The sequence below is a fragment of the Geodermatophilus sp. SYSU D00779 genome (genome assembly GCF_054050595.1).
The window spans coordinates 112,077-132,656 of sequence record NZ_JBJGZQ010000006.1 but is presented as its reverse complement, the minus strand read 5'-3'; the positions used below and the strand labels follow the sequence as shown (position 1 = coordinate 132,656).

The window sequence follows — 20,580 nt, the reverse complement described above, 5'->3', positions numbered from 1 at the left end:
GGACCCCTCCACCGGTGAGGGCGCGACGCTATCGGAACCGATCGGCAGACTGCTCCCGTGGCACATCCGGCCGGTGACACAACGTCTCCCCATGGACGCGGTCTCCCCATGGACGGTGAGCCGTTGGCCCTGCACGCCTGGGTCGACGAGCGTATGGACGTCGATCCTGTCCACGACAGGGGCAGCTACATCCTGGCCAGCGTCGTGTCCAACCCGGACGGCTGCGGCCCGGTTCGCGACGCCTTGCGGGCACTGCTGCAGGGGAGGCAGCGGCGGCTGCACTGGCGGGACGAGACCGCTCCCCGACGAACGAAGATCGCTGCGGCCATCAGCGCGATGGGCATGACCGCGGTGGTCGTCGTCGGTGTGCCGATGGCCAACCGGCGGCAGGAACGGGCCCGGCGCATCTGCATGGAGACGCTGTTGCCGACCCTGGAACGGGATTACCAGGTGTCGCGGGTGCTCATGGAGGCCCGCACCCAGAACCTGATCCGCAAGGACCGGGAGCAGGTCGCCAACCTGGTCGGCAAGAAACTGATCACCCCGGCCTTGCGGGTGGGCAGCGCGCGGCCGCTGGAGGAGCCGATGTTGTGGATCTCCGATGCGGTCGCCGGAGCGGTCGGCGCCGCCCGGCTCGGCAACCCCGAGTGGCTCGGCATTATCCGACACACGGTGACCGAGATCGAGGTCGCCCTCCGCTGAGCCGGGGCGTCCGGTCGGGGGCAACCCCGCCCAGACAGCGCGAACGCCGGGTCCCGTCGTCCGGCGGGGATCCCGGCGTCACTTCCCACAACCCGTAGGAGGTGGGCTACGTCCCTAGTGTGCCAGACACGGCATCGATGGCACGGCTCGCTTCTACTCCCAACGGTGACCCCGATTGGCACCTTGCCCGGCACCGGCCTCAACGCCACTGCACTCGCCCCTCTTCCGGCGCCGGCATCGCCGGGCCGAACCCGCCTGCGCGTGGTGGTAACGGCTGACGAGAAACGTGGTCGTGGACGCCGCACCCCTCGACCGGTGCACCATCGGCTGTGCGGGTGCCGCGCGGGACGTGGCTGACCTCGGATGCCAGACAGCCGGCCCCCTCCCGACTCGAACGGGCACCCTCCCGAAGGCCCTCGGAAGTACTCGGCGCCCACACCGCGCCCACACGGCGCCCACAGAGGGGCCATTCGCGGCCATCGTCAGCCAATCGCAGCAAACGGCATTTGCGCTGGTGAGAGGCGAGTTCGGCGCGGAAGACGCTGGTCAGAGGAGTGTCTCGGGGAACTGTTAATCCGCGGGTTGTGGGTTCGATCCCCACGGGGCCCACGAGTAGCTCGTGTGCTGGCGCCAGCGACGCCAGGCCGGGTCTGCGCGGCCCACGACCACCATCGGCCTCAGACCGGCATCGGTGGTCGCCCGCCCATCAGCCGCTTTGACCAGCCTCCCGGTCAGTACGACTAGCCCACCTGCACACGCACGTTGTAGTGCCCGGTGTTGTCGTCGTAGCTCTGGTCGTTCACGCACAGGAACAGTTCGCCGTCGGCCGGCGCCGTGAGGGAGGCGCTCTCCCCGACTTGGAATGGCTCTGCTGCGCCGATGCGCCCGATGAGGGCGCCGGGAGCGGCCTCCTGGGTGACCGGGATCGCGCCCGCCGCCCCCTCGCTCCCGTCCGGTCCCGTGGCGACGCCCTGCGACAGGCTCGCCTCGCCGTCCGCCTCGATCGTCAGCTGCTGCCCGGCCCGGAGCTCGACGCCGGTTCCGGTCCACCCGCGGTCAGCATCTACCGAGAACGTCGACGGACTCGGCGCCGATCCGCCCGAGGACAGCTGCTGCAGGCCGATCACGACGGCGACGACGACGGTGCCGACGGCACCGGCCAGCGCACGCCGGTCGCGTGCCACCCGTACGCGGCCGGCCGGCGACGTACCCGGTCCCGGCGCCGGTGTCACGGGTCGGCCGGTGGGAGCTCGCCCCGGAGGGCGAGGCTGATCGCCGACGACGGGGGTGGGCCCGTGCGGGACCCGCCGGTGCGCAGGTGCGGCGGGAGGGTGCGGAGGCCTCCGCTGGTCGGGCACGCGGTCGTCGCGCCTGTTCTCCGGAGGATCCCGACGGTCGCCCGGTGGCCGCTTGCGGGGTTGCAGCCCCGGGTTGGGGAGTTGAGCCACCTCGGTCCCGGTCGCAGGGACGGACGCCTTGACATCGAAAATCCGGCCGTCGCGCTGACGGAGGAACAGAACCGGGATGCCCCACTCGAGACTGTTCGGCCGCGACAGGCAGACCGAGAGCCGTGCGTCACGCACGGCGATGTCCACCGGTTGGCCGGCGGCGACGGCCTCGTAGAAGGACCGGGTGAACTCGACTGCCGCCGAGTCCGAGATCTCGAACTGCATGGCCAGCACCGCGGGGACGCCGCGCCGCACGAGAGCCGCGCCGGCGCTGGAGAAGAGGTCGTTGTCGTTGCCTGCGGCCGAGTCGCAGGAGTTCAGCATGACGAGCCGCAGGGCGTGGTGCGGGCTGAGCAACTGCGCGAGGTGGCTGGCGCGGAGCTGGTAGTTCTCCCCGCCGTCACCGGAGAGGTAGAACACCCCCTCGCCGGCGACGGTGTCGAACCCGCCGTGACCGATGAAGTGGACGACGTGCCAGCTGCTGGTGCTCAGTGCGTGCAGCAGGTCCCGCCACGTCTCGCCGGGTGCCCACCCGAGGTGGACGCCGCCGTCTCGGATGAGCGGGTCCAGCACTCGGCGCAGGTGCGCCTTCTCCCCGTCGACGTCCAGGGCGTCGTAGCCACTGGGACGGGCCACCATCCCGAGGATGCGCAACGGCCCGGTGACGCGCAGGGGGCGGACGGGCTCGAGGATCTCCGGGTAGCGGACCAGGGGCATGCTGAGGGAGAGGTAGTCGTCGCGCCGAGCGTCGTACATGAACTCCCAGGGCAGGACGGCGAGCTCAGGCGGGCGGATCCTGAGCACCAGACGCACCCGCGCATCCCGGTGGACCGCCTGCTGCCGGGTCATGTCGAACAGGAGCCGGACGTCACCGGTGAACAACCGGTCGAACAGCTCGGAGCCGAGCCGCTGCACGGGTCGCTCGTCGCGGGCGGGTACCCGCCTCGTCGTGGCGGCGGACCGCAGCAGCGTGAGCCGCAGCCGCTCGAGCTGCCGCTCGATGCCCAGCTCCTCGAGGGGGAACTCGACCTCGGACCCGGACTCGCCACCGATGGTGGACCTGGCCTCCACCCGGTAGTGGCCATCCCGCCCGGTCACCTCGAGCTCCAGCTCGACGTCGTCCGTGTCCATCGGCACCTCCTCAATGCGGCCGCCGCGCCCCCGTGCCGGTATCGGACGCCGACACGGGGGCGACTCGTCGGGAGGGCTACACGGGCCGGCGCAGGTTGGCGCCGCACTCGGAGCAGAAGGCATCACCGGGGTCGTGCGACGCACCACAGGACCGGCAGAACCGTCCGGCCGACCTGGTCATGACTGGCCCTGGGGCTAGGTCCAGCGTGGCCGCCGCCGTCTCGCGATGGTCGGCCGGTCGGCCGTTCCCGGCCTCGACCGGCGGGGTGACCCACTCCGACGGGCGCCCGTCCGCGTCCGGGTCGACCTCGGTGCCGACATCGGCGTCCCCGGGGGCCGGCTCGGCGCGTGTCCCTGCGTCATCGCTCGGGACGGGAGCCGGCACGGGGGAGACGTTCTCCTGTCCACCCCGCCGCCGGCGTCGCTGGTGCACGAGCCCGACGACCGTCAGCCCGACGACGACGGCGGTCAGCCCTCCTCCAATCGCGATTGCGCGCCATGGCATCCTCGACGCCCGCTGCGTCGTGGGCGGGACCGGCTTCGGCTGGTCGCCGAACTGCTCCCGTCGCTGCGCGGCCTCGACCTTCTTGTCGGCCACCGACGGCAGGTCCGGGACGAGCAGCAGGACCTCCTCGAAGCTGCTGATGGCGTCGCTGTAATAGCCGGCGTAGTAGGCGGTCAGCCCCTGTTGGTAGAGCTCGTCCACGTGCCCGGGGGTGTTGTCGATCCGGCCCGCGAAGTTCTCCAACACCACGGACGAGGGAACGATGAAGGAAGTGGACTGCCCAACCACGGTGCTCGTCAGGCCGACCACCTGGCCCTGGAAGTTGACCGCCGGCCCGCCGCTCATTCCCTGCGCGCTGTCGATATTGGTCGAGTAGAACCGGTTTCCCGGACCGTGTTGGCCTTGGGTGTCGACGGCCCCGATGCTGCCCTGGCGGTTGGTCAGCGCGATGGCACCGCTCTGGTCGGGGGTGGCCAATTCGAGCGGATAGCCGACCGCGAGGAGGTCCTGCCCGATCTGCACGTTGCTCTCCTCTGCGAGCACGGCCACCGGCAGGTTCGTCGCCTGCACCTTGAGCAGGCCCACGTCGCCCTGGCTCCACGGCTTGACGTCCAGCACGTTGGCCTCCAAGCCGCTCGGGGCCGTCGCCGGGTCGCCGCTCCACGGCGCTCGGCCACCGCCGAGCGTGACGTAGACCCGACGATCCGGCGCGGACTCGTTCGAGCTGCCCTCGACCCGCCACGTGCTGCCCCCGTTGAGGACCTGCTCCTGGATCTGGGCGCCCTCCGCCTGGGTGATTTCCTGCGCATCGACGGCTTGCTGGATCAGGAGCTCGACTGCAGTGCGCTTCGCGCCACCCATGTCCCAGCCGTCGTCCAGGCAGTGGCCCGCGGTCACGAGGAGGCCGTCGGAGTCGACGACGACGGCGGTGCACCCTATCGTCCAGGTCACCGGCTCCGGCAACCATGTCTCGCCGTCGATGGAGACGTACGCCGACCAGTTGACCTGGACGAACGCTGTCGCCGGCGCGACGAGATCGGACGCGCGACCCTCCGGGGTGACGCTCGGCAGGGGGGCGGCGGTGGTGCTGGGCGTCGGGGCGGGTTCCTCCGTCGCAGCCGCGGTGCCGCCGAGGACGGGGATGGCCGCGACGAGGAAGGCCGCGGTCACCGCGACGGCGCGGTGGGTCAGCCGCCGGAGCCGTCGGTGGACGGATGGTTCGTCGAGAGATGGAGTGGTCACGGTCCCTCCTCCGCAAGGTGGGTGACGCTGCCTGCGGGGCAGCTCGACCGTTACGAGCGAGGAGAGGCGCAATGAGTACCGGCGACCGGTAAAGGTCTTGTTACCTCTCGGTTACGGCTCTGTTGCTGCGGCTGTCGTGTCAGGGCTGTACGGGTCGGTCCGACCAGAGGCAGGATGACGCCGGTGACGACCGGCGGACCCGGCGCCATCCCCGCCATCGCCCCGGTACCCGTACGGAGGGCCCGAGTTGGACGCCCACCTGCTCGTGGATCGCAGGCTGAGCCCCGACGATCTGGAGGACATCGAACAGGCGTTCCGCGTCGCGGGCCTGCGTCCCACCGTGTACCGGGCCCCGGCGCGACGGGGACCGGAGGAGCTCAACTGGCTGGTGATCGCGGCCATCCCGCTGTCGTCATTCCTCACCACCATGGGGACGAAGCTGGCCGAGGACTCCTACAAGGAGTTGCGCCAGCTCGCTCACAGGGTGTTCGGGAGGGCGCCGGCGCCGAAGCCGTCCACCCTCGTCCTGGAGGACCAGGACACGGGCACCCAGGTCCTCTTGGAACCCGATCTGCCCGACGACGGCTACCAGGCCCTGTTCCAGACCGACCTCGCCAGCCACAGCGGCGACAAGATGCGCTACGACCGCAGCCAGGAACGGTGGGTCAGGTCGAACGGGTGACCAGGGGCGGCCTCCGGTGCGACTCTCAGCCCCGACACCACGGCTGACAGGCCCGAGTCCCTGGATGAGCAGCTCACCTGCGAGCTGCATCGGCGAGCGGCACCGCTTGGGCGTGCGTCGAGGGGGTGCGGTCGCTCAGCCCTCCTACGCCCTGACAGGGCCTGATATCGACGCGCAGCGTCGGTGATCGCACGGGGTTGTGTGGTCGCGGACTGCGCGCCACCCGGGGTGAGGCGACGACAGTGGCCAACAGCCGTCGCGGCCTTGACCAGCATGGATGGCATCAGGCATCACCCCTGACACCTCTGGTCCAGGACGTTCGATCCGCGGGTTGTGGGTTCGATCCCCACGGGGTCCACTCGACGCCCCCCTGCGACACGCGGTGTCGCACCGGCGCGCAGCGTGACCGAGCGCCGCCGGGAGCGCTCCCACGCTCGGGAGCAGGGCGTTTGTCGACAAGACGGCGTCCGCAGGGACGGGTCGCCGACCCCTCGACGAGGCCTCCACAACGATGCGGTGACGGCGCCGTCGGCGGGGTGTCCGACGAGGCGGTCGACGGCCCGGTGGGCCCTAGTTTTCCGGCTGCGCGCGGCCCTTCCCCGGCCGCGGCGGGACCGCCCGAGGAGCCCTGCGTGAGCACGCCGAGCACGACCCTTCCCCGCACGTCGACCCAGGCCGAGGACACCCCGGCCGACGACGGGCTGGCCCTGTTGCTGGAGCTCTTCGCGCTGGAGCCCGCCGAGGAGCCGGCGCGTGGTCCGGCCGGTCGGCACCGGGCCACGCCCCGCGAGCGGCTGCGGGACTGGACCCGTCGGGCGGCCCTCTGGGGCGCCGGTCCACAGGGGGCCTGGCGTGCCTGGTGAGCGCGGTCCCCGGTCGACCCCGACCACCCGGTCCACCGTCCGCACGACGGCCGGACCGCACTGCGGAGGTGTGGAGTGGTGATGCTGGAGCTGGGTGAGGCCCTGGTGGCCCTCGTCGCGCTGCTGGCCCTGGTCGTCGCGCTGGGCCGCAGCTCGACGGCGCGCTACGAGGCCGAGCGCGCGCGCCGGGCCCAGCAGCAGGCGGACGCCGCTCCCGCGGCTCCGCCGGCCCGTCCCGACGCCGACACGACAGCGCACCCGGCCGGCCGCGGGGCGTCGGCGTGGTGGCTGGTCGACGAGTCCGGCGACCAGCCGGGTGGTGTGGTCGTGGCCGGGCCGTTCACCGACCGGATGGAGGCGGACTGGGCCGCGGTCTCCGGCGGGTTCCCGGCCTGGACGCAGGTGGTCCACGGCGCACGCCGGGCCGACGGCGCGCTGGTCCGCCGCCAGTCGCCCGCGGAGCGGGCGTGGCTGGCCGAGCTCGGCGGCCAGCTGGACCGGCTGGCCGACGACTGGGACCAGCTGCTGTCGGACGCCGACGCGCTGACCACCCTCCTGGTCGAGGTGAGCGCGGCGCTGGTCGAGGCCGGGCTCACCCTGCACGACGCCGCCGGCGAGAGCCCGGCCGGCGGCGTGTGCCTGACCCCGGACCCGGCCCGCCGCGGCATCCTCGTCACCTGGCGCCAGCACGACCGGATGAGCCTGGAGCGCGTCCGGGGCGAGGCGGTGGAGGCGGTCGTGGAGCGCACCATGAACGCCGCGATCGCCGACGTCCTGACCGCCATGGGCTTCCCCGTCACGCCCGTCGGGACCAGCGGGTGCCACCTGGTCGCAGCCGACCAGCAGTCGGCGTCGGCGGCCTGACGCCGGAGCGATCGGGCGCGACCTGCCGTGGGGTGAGTGCTGGGCGAACCTGCAGGTCGGACGCCCGGGCGCCCGGCAACGCAGCGTTGCCGCAAGTGGACGTTGCGTGGTGGCCGCGCGCGCACCGTGGTTAGGCTGCCGCCGCACGTCACGCGGACGGCGCCCGATCCGGCACTCGCGAGCCCGGGCCGCCGACCCCCGCTGAGCACACAGCGGGCCGTCCGCCCCTCCCATGGGCGATGACCTCCGCGCCGTTCCGCGTTCCCCTCCCGCCCCACGGGCGCATCGACGCCGGTCCCGCACCGGTGCGGCTCTCTGCCGAGAGCAGGAAGGACGCGGTCATGACAGCTCCCGACTCACCCCGAACCGGTCCGGATCCGACCCCGGGCGTCGCCGGCAGGCGCCTCGTCCCCGACCTCAGCCGTCGCCGGGCACTGCAGCTGGGTGGGCTGGGCCTGCTCGGCCTCGCGATCGGCGCTCCGGGCTGGAGGCCGTCCGCCGGGCTGGCCCTCGCGGCTGCCGAGTCGCTCTCCGAGCCCGAGACGCTGCGCAGCGCGAACGGCCTGCTGCGGGTCCGGCTCGAGGTCGCCGAGACCACCGTGACCCTCGGTGGCCGGCCGGCGCACATGCTGACCTACAACGGCACCGTCCCCGGGCCCACGCTGCGGCTGCGTCCCGGGGACCGGCTGCAGGTCGAGCTGGTCAACCGGCTCGCCGTCCCGACGAACCTGCACACGCACGGGCTGCACGTCTCCCCGAAGGGCAACGCGGACAACACCCTCGACGTCCACGTGCACCCGGGGGAGTCCTTCCACTACGACATCCAGCTGCCCGACGACCACCCGCCCGGGCCGTTCTGGTACCACCCGCACGAGCACCACCTGGTGGCCGACCAGATCTGGAACGGTCTCTACGGCGGCATCGTGGTGGAGGACGCCGGCCCGGAGGTGCCGGTCACCCGGGACCGCGTGCTGGTCGTCTCGGACACCACCCTGGACGACGCCGGCCACCCGGTGCACGTCTCCGAGTGGGAGCGGATGAAGGGCCGCGAGGGCCGGCTGGTGCTGGTGAACGGGCAGCTGACGCCCACGCTCCAGGCCCGCCCGGGCGAGCGGGAGCGCTGGCGGATCATCAACACCTGCACGTCCCGGTTCCTCAAGCTGCGGCTCGACGGGCACCAGGTGGACCTGCTGGCCACCGACATCGGCCGGCTCGCGGAGCCCCGCCGGGTCGACGAGGTCGAGGTCCTCAACAGCGGCCGGGTCGACGTCCTGGTGACCGTGGGGGAGCGGACCGGCGAGCTGCAGGGGCTGGCCAACCCGCGCACGCGGGACCGGGACGGCGACGGCCCCTCCGGGGCCCCGGGTGCGCTCGCCGTGCTGCAGGTGAGCGGCAGCCCCGTGCCCGCCCTGCCGCCGGTGCCGGCGTACCCGCAGCTGCCGGACCTGCGCGGGGTCGAGCCCGCCGCCCGACGCACCATGGTGCTCGGCTTCGACTGGTCCGGTGGAGGGCACGAGGACCACGGCGGGGGGCACGAGGACCACGGCGGAGGGCACGGCACGGGCGGCATGGTCATGACCATCGACGGCCGGCCCTTCGACCACGCCCGCACCGACCACGTCACCCGGCTGGGGACGGTCGAGGAGTGGACCTACGTCAACCACACCGGGATGGACCACCCGATGCACCTGCACGTGTGGCCGATGCAGGTCGTCGCCGTCGACGGCCGGCCGGTCGAGGACGTCGTCTACCAGGACGTCGTCCGGGTGTCGGCGGGCGGTGAGACGACGGTGCGCATCCCCTTCGAGGACTTCGACGGCCGCACCGTCTTCCACTGCCACATCAACGACCACGAGGACGCCGGGATGATGGCCGTGGTCGAGGCCCGGACCGGCTGACCTCCGCGGCCCCTCCGCGTGGAGGGTGCGCGCCGGGCCGGACCCGGGGCCTCAGCAGGCGGACGCCCCGGTCAGAGCACCGCGGTCGAGGCCGTCGAGGGGTTGCCGACCCAGCGGCCCCAGACCGGGGCGACGGTGTACTGCACGCTGCCCAGGTTCAGCGTCGTGCTGTCGGTGCAGGTCTGGGTGGCCGCACCGGGGTCGGCCGGGACGTAGACGCCGGAGACGCCGTCGGACACCGCGCCCGTGCAGCTGCCGGTGTCCATGGGCGCGTTGCTGAGGGTGGCGGTCCGCTTCACCACGTACCCGGTCGCCGGCCGGCCCCCGAACGGGCGCACCGTGGGCCAGGTGACCGTGAAGGTCCGCACCGCCGGGTAGACGCCCGCACCGGTCACCGACGGCGCCGTGGTGCTCCCGGCCGGCATGCGGGCGGCCTGGCCGGGGAGCACCGCCCCGCCGGCGACGGCCCAGGCCGCGGACGCCTCCGGGGGCGGGCCGAGCGGGCCGGCCGCGAGCGCGAGCAGCAGGGGGACGGCGATCAGGCGGTCGCGCACGACGGACCGGGCGGGGGTCAGGCGGAGGCGCCGGTGACCGTGACCGGGACGCTGAGGTTCGCGCCCTGACAGCCGTCCTCGGCCGTCGCGATCATGTAGAGCGCCCCCGGGACGGTCACCGGGGTGGGCGCGGAGTTCGCCGCCAGGGTCACGGGTGGGTCGAGCGGGATCGGCGCGCTCGTGGTGGGCAGCACGTTGCCGGCGGCGCAGGTCCGGCCGGCCAGCGGGGTCGTCGTCACCGAGCCGACGGTGGCCGAGGTGATCGTCACCGGGAACGGGTTGGGGTTGGTCACCGTGGTGGCGACCGACCCGACGGTGCCCGAGCCGTAGCCCGTCGCCGGCGTCGTGTCCGCGGGCAGCGGGTACAGCGCACCGACGGGGCTGCCGGCGCCCACGACGAGCCCGGTGACGTTCGCGGCCCGCGCGGAGCCCTGGCCGGTCCCGGTGGCGGTCCAGGACGCGACGGCGACACCGCCGCCGGTCAGCAGCAGGGTGACGCCGAGGACGACCCCCACCCGCCGGCGCAGCCTGGTCCACATCGTGGTCTCCGTCCCCCGCCGTCCGATCCGTCGTGCACGACCATCGGCCGCGCGAGCCGCCTTGTTGAGACGAACGTGTCGCGGGCCTCACCCAGGAGGGGCGGGACGTGACCACCGTGACGTTTGAGCCGGTGCTGTGGCCACCTGCACAGACGAGCGGACGGCGGGACGCGGCGGGAGCTGCAACCGTGGACGTGGGTGCCCGAGGTCGTGTGCTCTCCCCGCCCCTCGAGCGGCCACCCCGGTGGTGGCCCGCGTCTCCCTCCTGCGAGGTCCCCGTGCCCGTCTCCCCGTTGCTCTCGCGTGCCCGCACCCCGGTGCCGGCGCCGGTCGCTCTCCCGCCGTCCCGGCTGCAGGCCGCCGTCGCCGCCGTCTTCGCACTGGACGGCGCCGTCTTCGGCAGCTGGGCCGCCCGGGTACCCGACGTCGCCGCCACCGTGGGCGTCGGCCACAGCGCCCTCGGCGTCGCGCTGCTCTGCCTGTCCATCGGCGCACTGGCGGCGATGCAGGTCACCGGCGCGCTCTGCGCCCGGCTCGGCGCCGGCGTCGTGGCCACCGCCGGGGCGCTGCTGCTCTGCGTGTCCGTGGTGCTGCCCGGCCTGGCGACGTCGATGCCCGGGCTGTGTGCCGCGCTGCTCGTCTTCGGCGCCGCCACGGGCGCCGTCAACGTGGCGGCCAACGCCGTCGGCGTCAGCGTCGAGCGCCGGCTCGGCCGGCCGCTGCTCTCCGGCCTGCACGCCGGCTTCAGCTTCGGCGGTCTGGCCGGCGCGCTGCTCGGCGGGCTGCTCGCGACGGTCGCCGGCGTCGCCGCCCACCTCGTGCTCGTCGGCGCCCTCGGCCTGCTGGTGACCGCCTGGGCCGGGCGGGCGCTCGTCGGTGCGGACGGCCCGCGGTCCGCAGTACCCGGACCCGCCGCGGACGAGGGCCGGTCGCGGCCCACCGCGGTGCTCGTCGTCCTCGGGGCCGTCGCCGGCTGCACCGCCTTCGGCGAGGGCGCGCTCTCCGACTGGGGCGCGCTGCACCTGCGCGAGGAGCTCGGCGCGACGACGGCGCTGGCCGCCGCCGGGTACGCCGGGTTCTCCCTCGCCATGGCCTGCGGCCGCCTCGCCGGGGGCCGGCTGGTGGCCGCGCTGGGGGAGCGGCGGCTGCTGGCCGGCGGTGCCGTGCTGGCCGCCGCCGGGGGGACGGCCGCGGTGACGGCGACCTCGCTGCCGACCGCCCTGGCCGGGTTCCTGCTGGTCGGGCTCGGACTGGCCAACGTCTTCCCGCTGGCGATCTCGCGCGCCGGCGTCCTCGGCGGTGCGCGCGGCATCGCCCTGGCGACCACCGTCGGCTACACCGGGCTGCTCGGCGGACCGCCGCTGATCGGCCTGCTGGCCGAGCACGCCGGGCTGCCCGCGGCGCTGGCCACGGTGCCGCTGCTCGCGCTGGTCGCCGCGGTGCTGGCGCTCTCGGTCGCCGGGGACGCGCTGCGGGTCCCGGTGACGCGGCGGGGCCTCGTCACCGCCGTCCGCGGGGGCACCGACGGGCTGCGCGAGGCCGTCGTCCCCCGGCTGCAGCCCCTGGTGTCGGGCTTCGGCCACGGCACCGCCGTCTACGTCCGCGAGCTGCGGGCCCTCGACCCCTCCGCCTGACGCGGCGGGGCCGCTCGGCTTCAGGAGCGCAGCCCCCGTGCCGATGGACTGAACGGTGGAGTCCGCGCTCCGCCGCAGGTCGCACGGGCGGGGAGGTGAGGGCGGTGGTCCGCGGCACGACCACGCTCGGCACCGCGCCCCCGCCGGACGCCGCCGTCCCCGCAGCGGCCACCGCGCCCGCGGCGGACCCGCACGCCGGCCGGCCCGAGGGCCGGCCCCTGGTGCTGCTCTCCTACGTCTGCGGCTTCGCCCTGGTCGCCCTCTTCCACGGCCTCGACGAGACCCTCGGCGTCGTCGGCGGCGTGCTCAACGTCGTCTTCGGCGTCTACTTCTGCCGGCACCTCGCCTTCGCCGTCGCCGCCGCCCGCTGGGCCGAGCACGACATGCTCGCCGCTGACGTCGGGCTGACGAGCTGGACGCCGTCGGTGGCGGTCTTCGTCGGCTGCAAGAACGAGGAGCTGGTCGTCGACGGGATGGTCACCGCGCTGCTCGCGCTGGACTACCCGGCCGACCGGCTCACCCTCGTCGTGGTCGACGACGGCTCCGACGACACCACCGGCGCCCGGCTCGACGCCTGGGCCGCGCGGGAGTCGCGGCTGCGCGTGCTGCACCGTCCGCCGGGCTCCGGCGGTGGCAAGTCCGGCGCGCTCAACGACGCCCTGCCCCTGGTCGACGCCGAGATCGCCGTCGTCTTCGACGCCGACCACGAGCCGGACCCGACGGCCCTGCGGCGGCTGGTCCGGCACTTCCGCGACCCGGTCGTCGGCGCGGTGATGGGCCGCTGCGTCATCCGCAACGGCCGCGACTCTCAGATGGCCTCCACCGTCTTCGTCGACTTCCTCTCCGGCTACCTGGTCAACGAGTACGGCCGGCAGGCGTTGTTCGAGCTGCCCGCGTACGGCGGCGCGAACTGCGCGGTGCGCATGTCCACGCTGCGCGGCCTCGGCGGGTGGAACCCGCACACCGTCACCGAGGACACCGACCTCACGCTGCGCGTGCTCCTGGCCGGCCAGCGCGTCCGCTACGACCTCTCCGCCGTCGACTTCGAGGAGGCGGTGGTCAGCGCGCAGCGGTTCTGGAAGCAGCGGTACCGGTGGGCCCGCGGCCACCAGAAGTGCTTCCGCGACTACTGGCGCCCGCTCATGCGCTCGCCGCACCTGGGCCTGGTCGAGAAGGTCGAGACGACGCTCTTCCTGCTCGTCTACCACGTGCCCCTGCTCAGCGGGCTCGGCCTGGTGCTGACCGTGCTGCGCGCCTTCGGCATCGGCGACCTGCCGGTCGTGGCGCTGCTGCCGCTGTCGATGCTGCTGTTCGTCGGGCCGCTGGCCGAGCTCTCCGTCGGCCTGCTGATCGGGCGGGTGGAACGGCGCTCCGCGTGGCGGCTGCTGGGCTTCCTGCCCGCCTTCGCGCTGTCCATCTGGATCACCACGCGCGCCTACGTCGACGGCATGCTCGGCCGCCCCTACACCTGGGTGAAGACCTCGCGCTCGGGGGCGACCTCGACGGTGCGGGTGGACCCGCCCGTGGTCGCGCCGGCGGGGGCGGGGTCGTGACGGCGGCCGCGGCCGTGCCGGTCGACGCGCGGGGCCGGCACCGGCGGGGACGCCGTCCCCGGCGCAGCGGCCGGCGACTGGTCCCGGTGCTGCTGGACCTGGCTCTGGCGGTGGTCATCTGCGCCGTCGGCTTCCGCTACGGCGCCGGCTTCCTGCAGGTGCACGAGGCCCGGTGGGTCGCCGACGTGCTCGGTCTGGTCGGCGTCGACTCGGTGTCGTCGTCCCTGGAGCGGCACGTCCTGGTGTTCCGCCCCGACGGCGAGATCATCCTGGCCGAGGTCACCGAGTCCTGTTCCTCGATCCTGTCGGTGCTCGGCCTGACCGCGCTGACCGCCGTCGTCCTGCGCGGCCGGCGCCAGCACGCCGTCGCCGGGCTCGTCGTCGCCGTCGCGGCCCTGCTGGCGCTCAACCACCTGCGGCTGGTCGGCTCGACCCTCGCCGGCCTGGTGTGGGGGACGCCGGCCCTGGTGCTGTTCCACGACTGGGTCGGCACGGTGTGGAACCTGGCCGCGACCCTCGGCGGCTTCCTGCTCATGGTCTGCATCACGCTGCCGACCGCCGAACGCGCCGAGCAGGACGTCGCGGGGCGGCACACCGCCCGCCGTCCCGACAGCTGGGCGCGCCCCGGCCTGGGCTACCGGCTCGCCGACGACGACCTGCGCGCCGCCTCCCGGCGGTTCAACCTGACCGGCCTCATGTACCGGTACGTGCTGCCGACGCGGGTCGCCCGGTGGATGGGCTCGCGCCGGGAGGCCGGGCGCATCGACTACCGGATCGGCCACCTGCCCTCCGACGAGCGAGCCGCGCGGGTCCGCGGGCTGGCCGCCGACGGGCTGGGCGCGCACGCCGCCTCCCTGGTCGCGGTGGCGACCTACGACGACGACCCGACCGTCCTCGACGCGCTCGCCACCTCGATCGCCGCGCGCCAGTGGGAGCCGGTGACCGACTCCCGGGTGGCGGCGCTGCGGCTGTGGGCGCGCGGCTGGCTGCTCCAGCACCCGGAGCGGGACGCCGTCCCGGAGTTCGAGCGCGCGTCCGCGTCTGCTCCGGAGCGGGAGACCGTGCCCGTGCCCGTGCCGGTGCTGGTGCCGGTGCGGCTGCCGCCGGTGCCCGTGCCCCTGCCACCGCTCGTGCGCGTCCCCGAGCCCCTCCCGCCCCTGCCGCCGCCCGTCCGTGGGCCCGCACTCGTGCCGCCACCCCGCGTGCCCGTGCCCGGAGTCGGTCCGGACGACGAGCCGCCGACCGAGCGGCTGACCCGGCTGCCCGTGCGCACCGACCTGCGCCCTCCCGTGCCGGCGCAGCGGCGCCCTCGCACCCCCACCCCGACGACCCAGGACGACCGATGACCCCCTCACTGCCCCAGCCCCGCCCGCCCGCGGTCCCGTCGCCGTCCGCGGGCGCCGCCGTGCTGGTCACGGGCGCCGGCGGCCCCGCCGGCGTGGCCGTCGTCCGCCGGCTGGTCGCCCTCGGCCACCGGGTCGTCGCCGGCGACGCCGACAGCGCCGCGGCCGGCGGTGCGCTCGCCGACGTGGCGGTCACGCTGCCGCGCGGCGACCACCCGCGCTTCGTCGATGCGCTGGTCGGGGTCTGCACCACGTTCGGCGTCGACGCGCTGGTCAGCACGGTCGCCGAGGAGCTGCCGCACCTGGCCGCCGGTGCCGACCGGCTGGCCGCGGCCGGCGTCGCCACCTGGCTGCCGGACGCCGCCGCCGTCGACGTGTGCTGCGACAAGGCGGCCTTCGCGCGGGCCATGGCCGCCGCGGGCGTGCCGCACCCGGCGACCGCGGCGTCCGCCGACGAGGTCGCCGGCGTCTCCGGCCCGTGGGTGGTCAAGCCGCTGGCCGGCCGCGGCAGCCGCGGTGTGCGGCTGCTCGACGAGCGCGCCGCCGTGGTCGCGGTGCTGCGCGAGGACGACGGCATGATCGCCCAGACCCGGCTGACCGGCCGCGAGTTCACCGCCGATGCCCTGGTCGACCGCGACGGCGCCGTCCGCGTGGTCGTGCCCCGCTGGCGCGAGGAGACCAAGGCCGGGATCTCGGTCAAGGGCCGCACCTTCGCCTCCGACGCGGTCGCCCGGGTCGTCGCCGCCGCGCTGGCCGCGGTGCGGCTGACCGGGCCGGCCAACGTGCAGGGCTTCGTCGCCGACGACGGCACCGCGACCGTCGTGGAGATCAACCCGCGCTTCTCCGGCGGGCTGCCCCTGACCCTCGCCGCGGGGGCGGACGTCGTCAGCGCGTACCTGGCCGGCGTCCGCGGGGAGCCGGTGCCGGAGCTCTCCGCCCGGCCGGGCGTCGCGATGAGCCGCTACTTCGCCGAGACCTACAGCAGCGAGGACGGCAGCCCCGTCGTCGACCCCTGCGCGCCCGTGGCGGTGACGGCATGACGCGCTCGCGGCACGTGCTGGTGCCGTTCGGCACCCGGCCCGAGGTGGTCAAGCTGGCCCCGGTCGTCCGCGCGCTGACCGACGCCGGGCACCGGGTCAGCGTGGTCGACACCGGCCAGCACACCGACCCGAGGATGGCTGCGCAGCTGCAGGCCGCACTCGGGCTGACCCCGGGGCACCGCTTCGCGCTGCCGACCGACCCGGCGGAGCGGACCGGCGCGCTGCACGCCGACGCACACCGGGCGCTGCGCCTGTCCGGCCCCGACCTGGTGCTCGCGCTCGGCGACACCAGCACCGTGCCGGCCTACGCGCTGGCCGCGCGCGCCGCCGGGGTGCCGTTCGCCCACCTGGAGGCCGGGCTGCGCAGCCTCAACCCGCGCAGCGTCGAGGAGGTCAACCGGCGGGTCGCCGCGGCCACCGCCCAGCTGCACCTCGCGCCGACCAAGCGGGCGGCGGCCTTCCTCGCCGACGAGGGCGTCCCCGCCGAGCGGGTGTTCGTCGTCGGCAACCCCGTCGTCGACACCCTCGTCGCCCGCGGCGTGCGGCGGGTGCCGGTCGCCGAGCGCTCGGGCGTGCTGGTCACCGCGCACCGGCCGACCAACGTCGACGACCCGGTCCGCCTCGCCCGCCTCGTCGGCGTGGTGCGGGCGCTGGCCGAGCAGGTCGGCCCGGTCACCTTCCCGGTGCACCCCCGCACCGCGGCGCGGCTGTCGTCGACCGGGCTGGGCGAGCGGCTGGCGCACCCGGGGGTCACCCTCACCGGGCCGGTCGAGTACGACGTCCTGCTGGCCGCGCTCGCCTCGGCACAGCTGGCGGTGACCGACTCCGGCGGCATCCAGGAGGAGGCCGCGTACCTCGGCGTCCCCGTGGTGGTGCTGCGCGGCTCGACTCCGCGCTGGGAGGGCGTGGAGGCCGGGACGACGACGCTCGCCGGGCTGGCCGACGACCGTGCGGCCGCCGCCGTGCTGGCCGCCGCGGCCGGGCACACCAGCCCCGAGGGCCAGGAGCGGGCCGCGACGGCGCCCTGCCCGTACGGCGACGGGACGACGGGACCGCAGGTGGCCGCCGTCCTCGCCGACGAGCGCACCGACGCCCTGCTGGCCCTCGACGAGCCCGACTTCACCGACGGCCGGCTGCCGTGGTGAACCGGCCCGCGCCGCTGGGGGTGGTCGTCGACCTCGACGACACGCTCTACCCGCAGGCCGAGTACCTGGCCTCGGCCGCGGCGGCGGTCGGGGTGGCGGCCGGGCACGCCGGGCTGGACGGCGCCGCGGTGCAGGCCGCGCTCCGGCGGGAGCTGGCCGCCGGCTCCGACGCCGGCGGCACGATCGACCGGGCGCTGCTCGCGGTCGGCGTCCCGGCGTCGTCGCTGGCCGGGCTCGTGCCGCCGCTGGTGGCGGCGTTCACCCGGCACACGCCGCCTCGGCTCCCGCCCTACCCGGGCGCCGAGGGCGCGCTGCGCGCGCTGGCCGCCGCCGCGCCGCTGGCCTGCCTGACCGACGGCAACCCGGCCATCCAGGCGGCGAAGGTGGCCGCGACCGGCCTCGGGCCGCTGCTGCCGGTCGTCGTCGTCACCGACACCCTCGGCGGCCGCGCCGTCCGCAAGCCGCACCCGGCCGGCCTGGTCGCTGTCGCCGCACGGCTCGGCCTGCCGCCGGAGCGGCTGCTCGTCATCGGCGACCGGCCCGGCAAGGACGTCGCCGTGGCGGCGACCGTGGGTGCGCGGGCGATCCGGGTCCGGCAGGGGGAGTACGCCACCGCACCGGACGAGCCGCGCGCCTGGGCCGTCGTCGACACGTTCTCGGCGGCCGCCGAGCTGGCGCTGTCCGTGCTGGGGGTGCCGGCCCGGGCCTGACGCCACCCGATCGGGTGGTCCTCGCCGGGAACCCTCCAGTTCCGGATCCGGCGTGTCGATGCGCCGGACGACGGGCGGACCCACCGCCCCGGACACGAGGACCCGGTCGTGGACGACAAGCCATCGGTGCGGTACCCCCACAGCCTCCTGCGTGCCGTCCTGGTGGCGGCCGTCGCCGTCGTGGCACTGGTCGCCGCCCCCGGCACGGCCTCGGCCAAGGGCACGGTGGTCCCGCTGCTGGACTGCGTCCTGACCAACGGCGACGGGTCCTGGACCGCCGTGTTCGGCTACGAGAACACGTCGAGCTCCCCGGTGCGCATCCCGAGGGGGGCGAGGAACAAGGTCACCCCGGCCACCGTCGGCAGCCCCCAGCCGACCACCTTCCGGCCGGGGACCCACCGCGGCGCCTTCACGGTCACCGTGCCCCGCGGTGGCGGCCTGATGTGGCACCTGGACGGCACCAACCTCGCCGCGCGCCAGGGCTCCGCGACGGCCTGCCCGTCAGCCGAGCAGCTGCCCGCGGACGGCAACGGCGCCGGCTGGGCCATCGCGCTCGCGGCGGCCACCCTGGTCGGGGCGGTCGCGCTGCAGCGGGAGCGGCGTCGGACGCGGGGAGGGCCCGCCGACGCGTAGGCGCCGTCCACTCCTCCGGGTGAGGTGTGGCTGCCAGGGCTCCGGGGAGGCCGGGACCTGCCGATGCGTCCCCGACGGGCGGGTCGGCCGCGCCGGCCGCGAGGACGCAGGGCTCATGGACGGCAGGTCATCGACGGTGCGGCGTGCCCGCGCCGCTCCACCCGTGCCGCGCTGGTCGCGGGAGCCGCCGTCGTGGGGCTCACGGCGGTCCCCGGCACCGCGTCGGCCGCCGGCGAGGTCATCCCCGTGCTCACCTGCACCCAGCCGGCGGCCGGTGGGGGCTTCACCGCGGTGGTGGGCTACGACAACCCCACCGGCCAGGACGTGACCGTCCCGTACGGCGAGCAGAACCGGATCGTGCCGGGGCAGTACGACGGCACGCAGCCGACGGTCCTCGAGGCTGGCGAGCACGACGGGGCCCTCACGATCACCGTCACCACCTCCAGCGCCACGTGGACGCTGGGGCGGACCCTGCTGCTGATCGAGCCGTCCGAGGCCCCGGCGTGCCCGGCGTCGACCGAGCTGCCCGAGGAGGGCAACGGGACCGACCCGGCCATCGCCCTGGCGGCGGCCGGCCTGGTGGGCACCGTGGCGGTGCAGCGGGCGCGGCGCCGGGCGCCGGCCGGGCGCGGCGATGCGTAGCCGTCGTGCCACCCCTTGGGGGGAGACGGGTCTGCCAGGGCTACGCGGACGGCCCGGACGTGCCGATGGGACGACGTCGGGCGGGTCGGCCGCCCCGGACTCGAGGACTCAACCCATGCACCGCCCCCCGAGGTCTTCGACGGCACGCCGCCTGCGCGCGCGTGCCTCCCGCGGCGCCCTGGTCGCGGTTCTCGCCCTGATCGGGCTCGCCGCGTCGCCGGGCATGGCCTCGGCTGCGCCCACGTACACGGTCAAGCCGGTCCTGAACTGCTACAAGGAGAACGCCGACGACAGCTGGACCGTCGTCGTCGGCTACGTCAACAGCTCGCGCAGGACCGTGGACATCCCCCGCGGCGCCGACAACCAGGCCCACCCGTCGAAGTTCGCGTCGCTGCCGCCGACCTCGTTCGAGCCGGGCACGGTCAACGGAGCGTTCACCGCGGTGGTGAGCCTGTCCGACCTGTACTCCGGCGCGCGCTGGGTGCTCGACGGCTACACGCTCGACTACCGCGCCGCCTCCTCCTCCTCGCGGGTCTGCCCGTCGTCGACGGAGCTGCCGGAGGAGGGCAACGGCACCGGCCCGGCCATCGGGCTGGCGGTCGCCGGCGTCGTCGGCGCCGTCCTGGTCCGACGGGCGCGCACGCGGGCGCTGGCCGTGACGAGGGGCGACGATGCGTAGGGTCCTCGCGGTCGGGGCGCACCCCGACGACATCGAGCTCGGCTGCGGCGCCACGCTGCTGGCGCACTCGGCGGCCGGCGACGCCGTCACCATGCTGGTGATGACCGGTGGCGAGAACGGCCCCGGGGACGACGAGGCGATCGTCGGCCGACGTCTCGAGCAGGAGCAGGCCGCCCGCACCCTGGGCGCCCGGCTGCTGTGGGGCGGGCAGGTCGACTGCACCGTCACGCCGGACGCCGCCACCGTCGCGGTCGTCGAGCGGGCGCTGGAGGAGACGGGGGCCGACGTCGTGTACGTGCACGCGCCCGACGACAGCCACCAGGACCACCGCGCCGTCGCCGCCGCGACGTTGTCGGCGGCCCGCCGGCTCTCACGGGTGATGCACTACCAGAGCCCGTCCACGCTGACGTTCTCCCCGACGACGTTCGTCGACGTGACCGCGTACCTCTCCGGCAAGCTCGCCGCCCTCGGCGCGCACGCCTCGCAGGTGGAGATGTCGTCGATGGTGGAGCCCGACGCGGTCGTGGCCTCGGCCCGGCACTGGGGCGCCCACGCCCGGATCGGCTACGCGGAGGCCTTCGCGCCGACCCGGCTGGTCATCGACCTGGTGCCCACGCCGCGGCGCGCCGCGGAGGAGGTCCCGGGCACCCTCCGGCTGACCCTGCCGGCCTCGCTGGGTGCCCACGCCCGCTGACGCAGGGCGCTCGAACGAGCCCGGTGGTCGGGGCCGGCACCCCCTCGGCCCCGACCACGGGGCTCGTCGCGTTGCCCTC

The 20,580-nt window shown here is 75.2% G+C and carries 19 protein-coding genes; 15 read left to right on the top strand and 4 right to left on the bottom strand.

The window, feature by feature from the left end; all coding sequences use genetic code 11:
* The first annotated feature begins 108 nt into the window (after nt 1-108).
* Nucleotides 109-702, top strand: coding sequence for a hypothetical protein (locus tag ACI79G_RS06635; RefSeq protein WP_456880346.1), 594 nt, complete (start codon nt 109-111; stop codon nt 700-702).
* A gap of 740 nt (nt 703-1,442) precedes the next feature.
* Here ACI79G_RS06635 and ACI79G_RS06630 read toward each other — a convergent pair.
* Together ACI79G_RS06630 and ACI79G_RS06625 are read right to left on the bottom strand one after the other, a co-directional pair.
* Nucleotides 1,443-3,281, bottom strand: coding sequence for a CHAT domain-containing protein (locus ACI79G_RS06630; protein ID WP_456880345.1), 1,839 nt, complete (start codon nt 3,279-3,281; stop codon nt 1,443-1,445).
* Nucleotides 3,282-3,357: 76 nt separating this feature from the next.
* Nucleotides 3,358-4,956, bottom strand: coding sequence for a trypsin-like peptidase domain-containing protein (locus ACI79G_RS06625; protein WP_456880344.1), 1,599 nt, complete (start codon nt 4,954-4,956; stop codon nt 3,358-3,360).
* Between the two features lie 319 nt (nt 4,957-5,275).
* Here ACI79G_RS06625 and ACI79G_RS06620 point away from each other — a divergent pair, with 319 nt between their 5' ends.
* The 4 genes from ACI79G_RS06620 (at nt 5,276) to ACI79G_RS06605 (ending at nt 9,335) form a co-directional block, all read left to right on the top strand.
* Entirely contained in the window at nt 5,276-5,710 is a 435-nt protein-coding gene (locus ACI79G_RS06620) for a hypothetical protein (RefSeq protein ID WP_456880343.1), read from the top strand.
* A gap of 632 nt (nt 5,711-6,342) precedes the next feature.
* Nucleotides 6,343-6,573 carry a hypothetical protein gene (locus tag ACI79G_RS06615; protein WP_456880342.1) on the top strand — a complete coding sequence of 77 codons (231 nt, stop codon included), beginning with the start codon at nt 6,343-6,345 and terminating at the stop codon, nt 6,571-6,573.
* 81 nt (nt 6,574-6,654) lie between these two features.
* Nucleotides 6,655-7,437, top strand: a complete 783-nt coding sequence (locus ACI79G_RS06610) for a hypothetical protein (protein ID WP_456880341.1) — start codon at nt 6,655-6,657, stop codon at nt 7,435-7,437.
* A gap of 341 nt (nt 7,438-7,778) precedes the next feature.
* Entirely contained in the window at nt 7,779-9,335 is a 1,557-nt protein-coding gene (locus ACI79G_RS06605; protein ID WP_456880340.1) for a multicopper oxidase family protein, read from the top strand.
* A gap of 71 nt (nt 9,336-9,406) precedes the next feature.
* Here ACI79G_RS06605 and ACI79G_RS06600 read toward each other — a convergent pair whose 3' ends face one another.
* On the bottom strand, nt 9,407-9,889 hold the full coding sequence (locus ACI79G_RS06600; protein WP_456880339.1) for a hypothetical protein: 483 nt from the start codon (nt 9,887-9,889) through the stop codon (nt 9,407-9,409).
* Between the two features lie 17 nt (nt 9,890-9,906).
* The gene (locus ACI79G_RS06595) at nt 9,907-10,428 is read right to left on the bottom strand and encodes a hypothetical protein (protein WP_456880338.1); all 522 of its coding nucleotides are present in this window, start codon (nt 10,426-10,428) and stop codon (nt 9,907-9,909) included.
* Between the two features lie 278 nt (nt 10,429-10,706).
* Here ACI79G_RS06595 and ACI79G_RS06590 point away from each other — a divergent pair, with 278 nt between their 5' ends.
* The 10 genes from ACI79G_RS06590 (at nt 10,707) to ACI79G_RS06545 (ending at nt 20,501) form a co-directional block, all read left to right on the top strand.
* On the top strand, nt 10,707-12,062 hold the full coding sequence (locus ACI79G_RS06590; protein WP_456880337.1) for an MFS transporter: 1,356 nt from the start codon (nt 10,707-10,709) through the stop codon (nt 12,060-12,062).
* A gap of 104 nt (nt 12,063-12,166) precedes the next feature.
* Complete coding sequence (locus ACI79G_RS06585) at nt 12,167-13,615, top strand: glycosyltransferase (RefSeq protein ID WP_456880336.1); 1,449 nt, start codon at nt 12,167-12,169, stop codon at nt 13,613-13,615.
* Entirely contained in the window at nt 13,612-14,961 is a 1,350-nt protein-coding gene (locus tag ACI79G_RS06580; protein ID WP_456880335.1) for an exosortase/archaeosortase family protein, read from the top strand. The genes ACI79G_RS06585 and ACI79G_RS06580 overlap by 4 nt, the downstream gene beginning before the upstream one ends.
* Complete coding sequence (locus ACI79G_RS06575) at nt 14,958-15,998, top strand: ATP-grasp domain-containing protein (RefSeq protein ID WP_456880334.1); 1,041 nt, start codon at nt 14,958-14,960, stop codon at nt 15,996-15,998. The genes ACI79G_RS06580 and ACI79G_RS06575 overlap by 4 nt, the downstream gene beginning before the upstream one ends.
* Nucleotides 15,995-17,143: a non-hydrolyzing UDP-N-acetylglucosamine 2-epimerase gene (gene wecB, locus ACI79G_RS06570; RefSeq protein ID WP_456880333.1), complete on the top strand. Its 1,149-nt coding sequence runs from the start codon at nt 15,995-15,997 to the stop codon at nt 17,141-17,143. The genes ACI79G_RS06575 and wecB overlap by 4 nt, the downstream gene beginning before the upstream one ends.
* Nucleotides 17,140-17,853, top strand: coding sequence for an HAD family hydrolase (locus ACI79G_RS06565; RefSeq protein ID WP_456880332.1), 714 nt, complete (start codon nt 17,140-17,142; stop codon nt 17,851-17,853). The genes wecB and ACI79G_RS06565 overlap by 4 nt, the downstream gene beginning before the upstream one ends.
* A 108-nt stretch (nt 17,854-17,961) precedes the next feature.
* A complete protein-coding gene (locus ACI79G_RS06560; RefSeq protein ID WP_456880331.1) occupies nt 17,962-18,486 on the top strand; it encodes a hypothetical protein in 525 nt (174 codons plus the stop codon).
* 192 nt (nt 18,487-18,678) lie between these two features.
* On the top strand, nt 18,679-19,128 hold the full coding sequence (locus ACI79G_RS06555; RefSeq protein WP_456880330.1) for a hypothetical protein: 450 nt from the start codon (nt 18,679-18,681) through the stop codon (nt 19,126-19,128).
* Between the two features lie 115 nt (nt 19,129-19,243).
* A complete protein-coding gene (locus ACI79G_RS06550) occupies nt 19,244-19,807 on the top strand; it encodes a hypothetical protein (protein ID WP_456880329.1) in 564 nt (187 codons plus the stop codon).
* Nucleotides 19,800-20,501, top strand: coding sequence for a PIG-L deacetylase family protein (locus tag ACI79G_RS06545; RefSeq protein WP_456880328.1), 702 nt, complete (start codon nt 19,800-19,802; stop codon nt 20,499-20,501). Before ACI79G_RS06550 ends, ACI79G_RS06545 begins: the two co-directional genes overlap by 8 nt.
* Nucleotides 20,502-20,580 lie beyond the last annotated feature (79 nt).

Excerpts from the sequence above, each read along its gene's own strand:
- ACI79G_RS06635 (WP_456880346.1), top strand. The coding sequence starts at position 109 with ATGGACGGTGAGCCGTTGGCCCTGCACGCCTGGGTCGACGAGCGTATG.
- ACI79G_RS06630 (WP_456880345.1), bottom strand. The coding sequence starts at position 3,281 with ATGGACACGGACGACGTCGAGCTGGAGCTCGAGGTGACCGGGCGGGAT.
- ACI79G_RS06610 (WP_456880341.1), top strand. The coding sequence starts at position 6,655 with ATGCTGGAGCTGGGTGAGGCCCTGGTGGCCCTCGTCGCGCTGCTGGCC.
- ACI79G_RS06605 (WP_456880340.1), top strand. The coding sequence starts at position 7,779 with ATGACAGCTCCCGACTCACCCCGAACCGGTCCGGATCCGACCCCGGGC.
- ACI79G_RS06595 (WP_456880338.1), bottom strand. The coding sequence starts at position 10,428 with ATGTGGACCAGGCTGCGCCGGCGGGTGGGGGTCGTCCTCGGCGTCACC.
- ACI79G_RS06575 (WP_456880334.1), top strand. The coding sequence starts at position 14,958 with ATGACCCCCTCACTGCCCCAGCCCCGCCCGCCCGCGGTCCCGTCGCCG.
- wecB (WP_456880333.1), top strand. The coding sequence starts at position 15,995 with ATGACGCGCTCGCGGCACGTGCTGGTGCCGTTCGGCACCCGGCCCGAG.
- ACI79G_RS06550 (WP_456880329.1), top strand. The coding sequence starts at position 19,244 with ATGCACCGCCCCCCGAGGTCTTCGACGGCACGCCGCCTGCGCGCGCGT.
- ACI79G_RS06545 (WP_456880328.1), top strand. The coding sequence starts at position 19,800 with ATGCGTAGGGTCCTCGCGGTCGGGGCGCACCCCGACGACATCGAGCTC.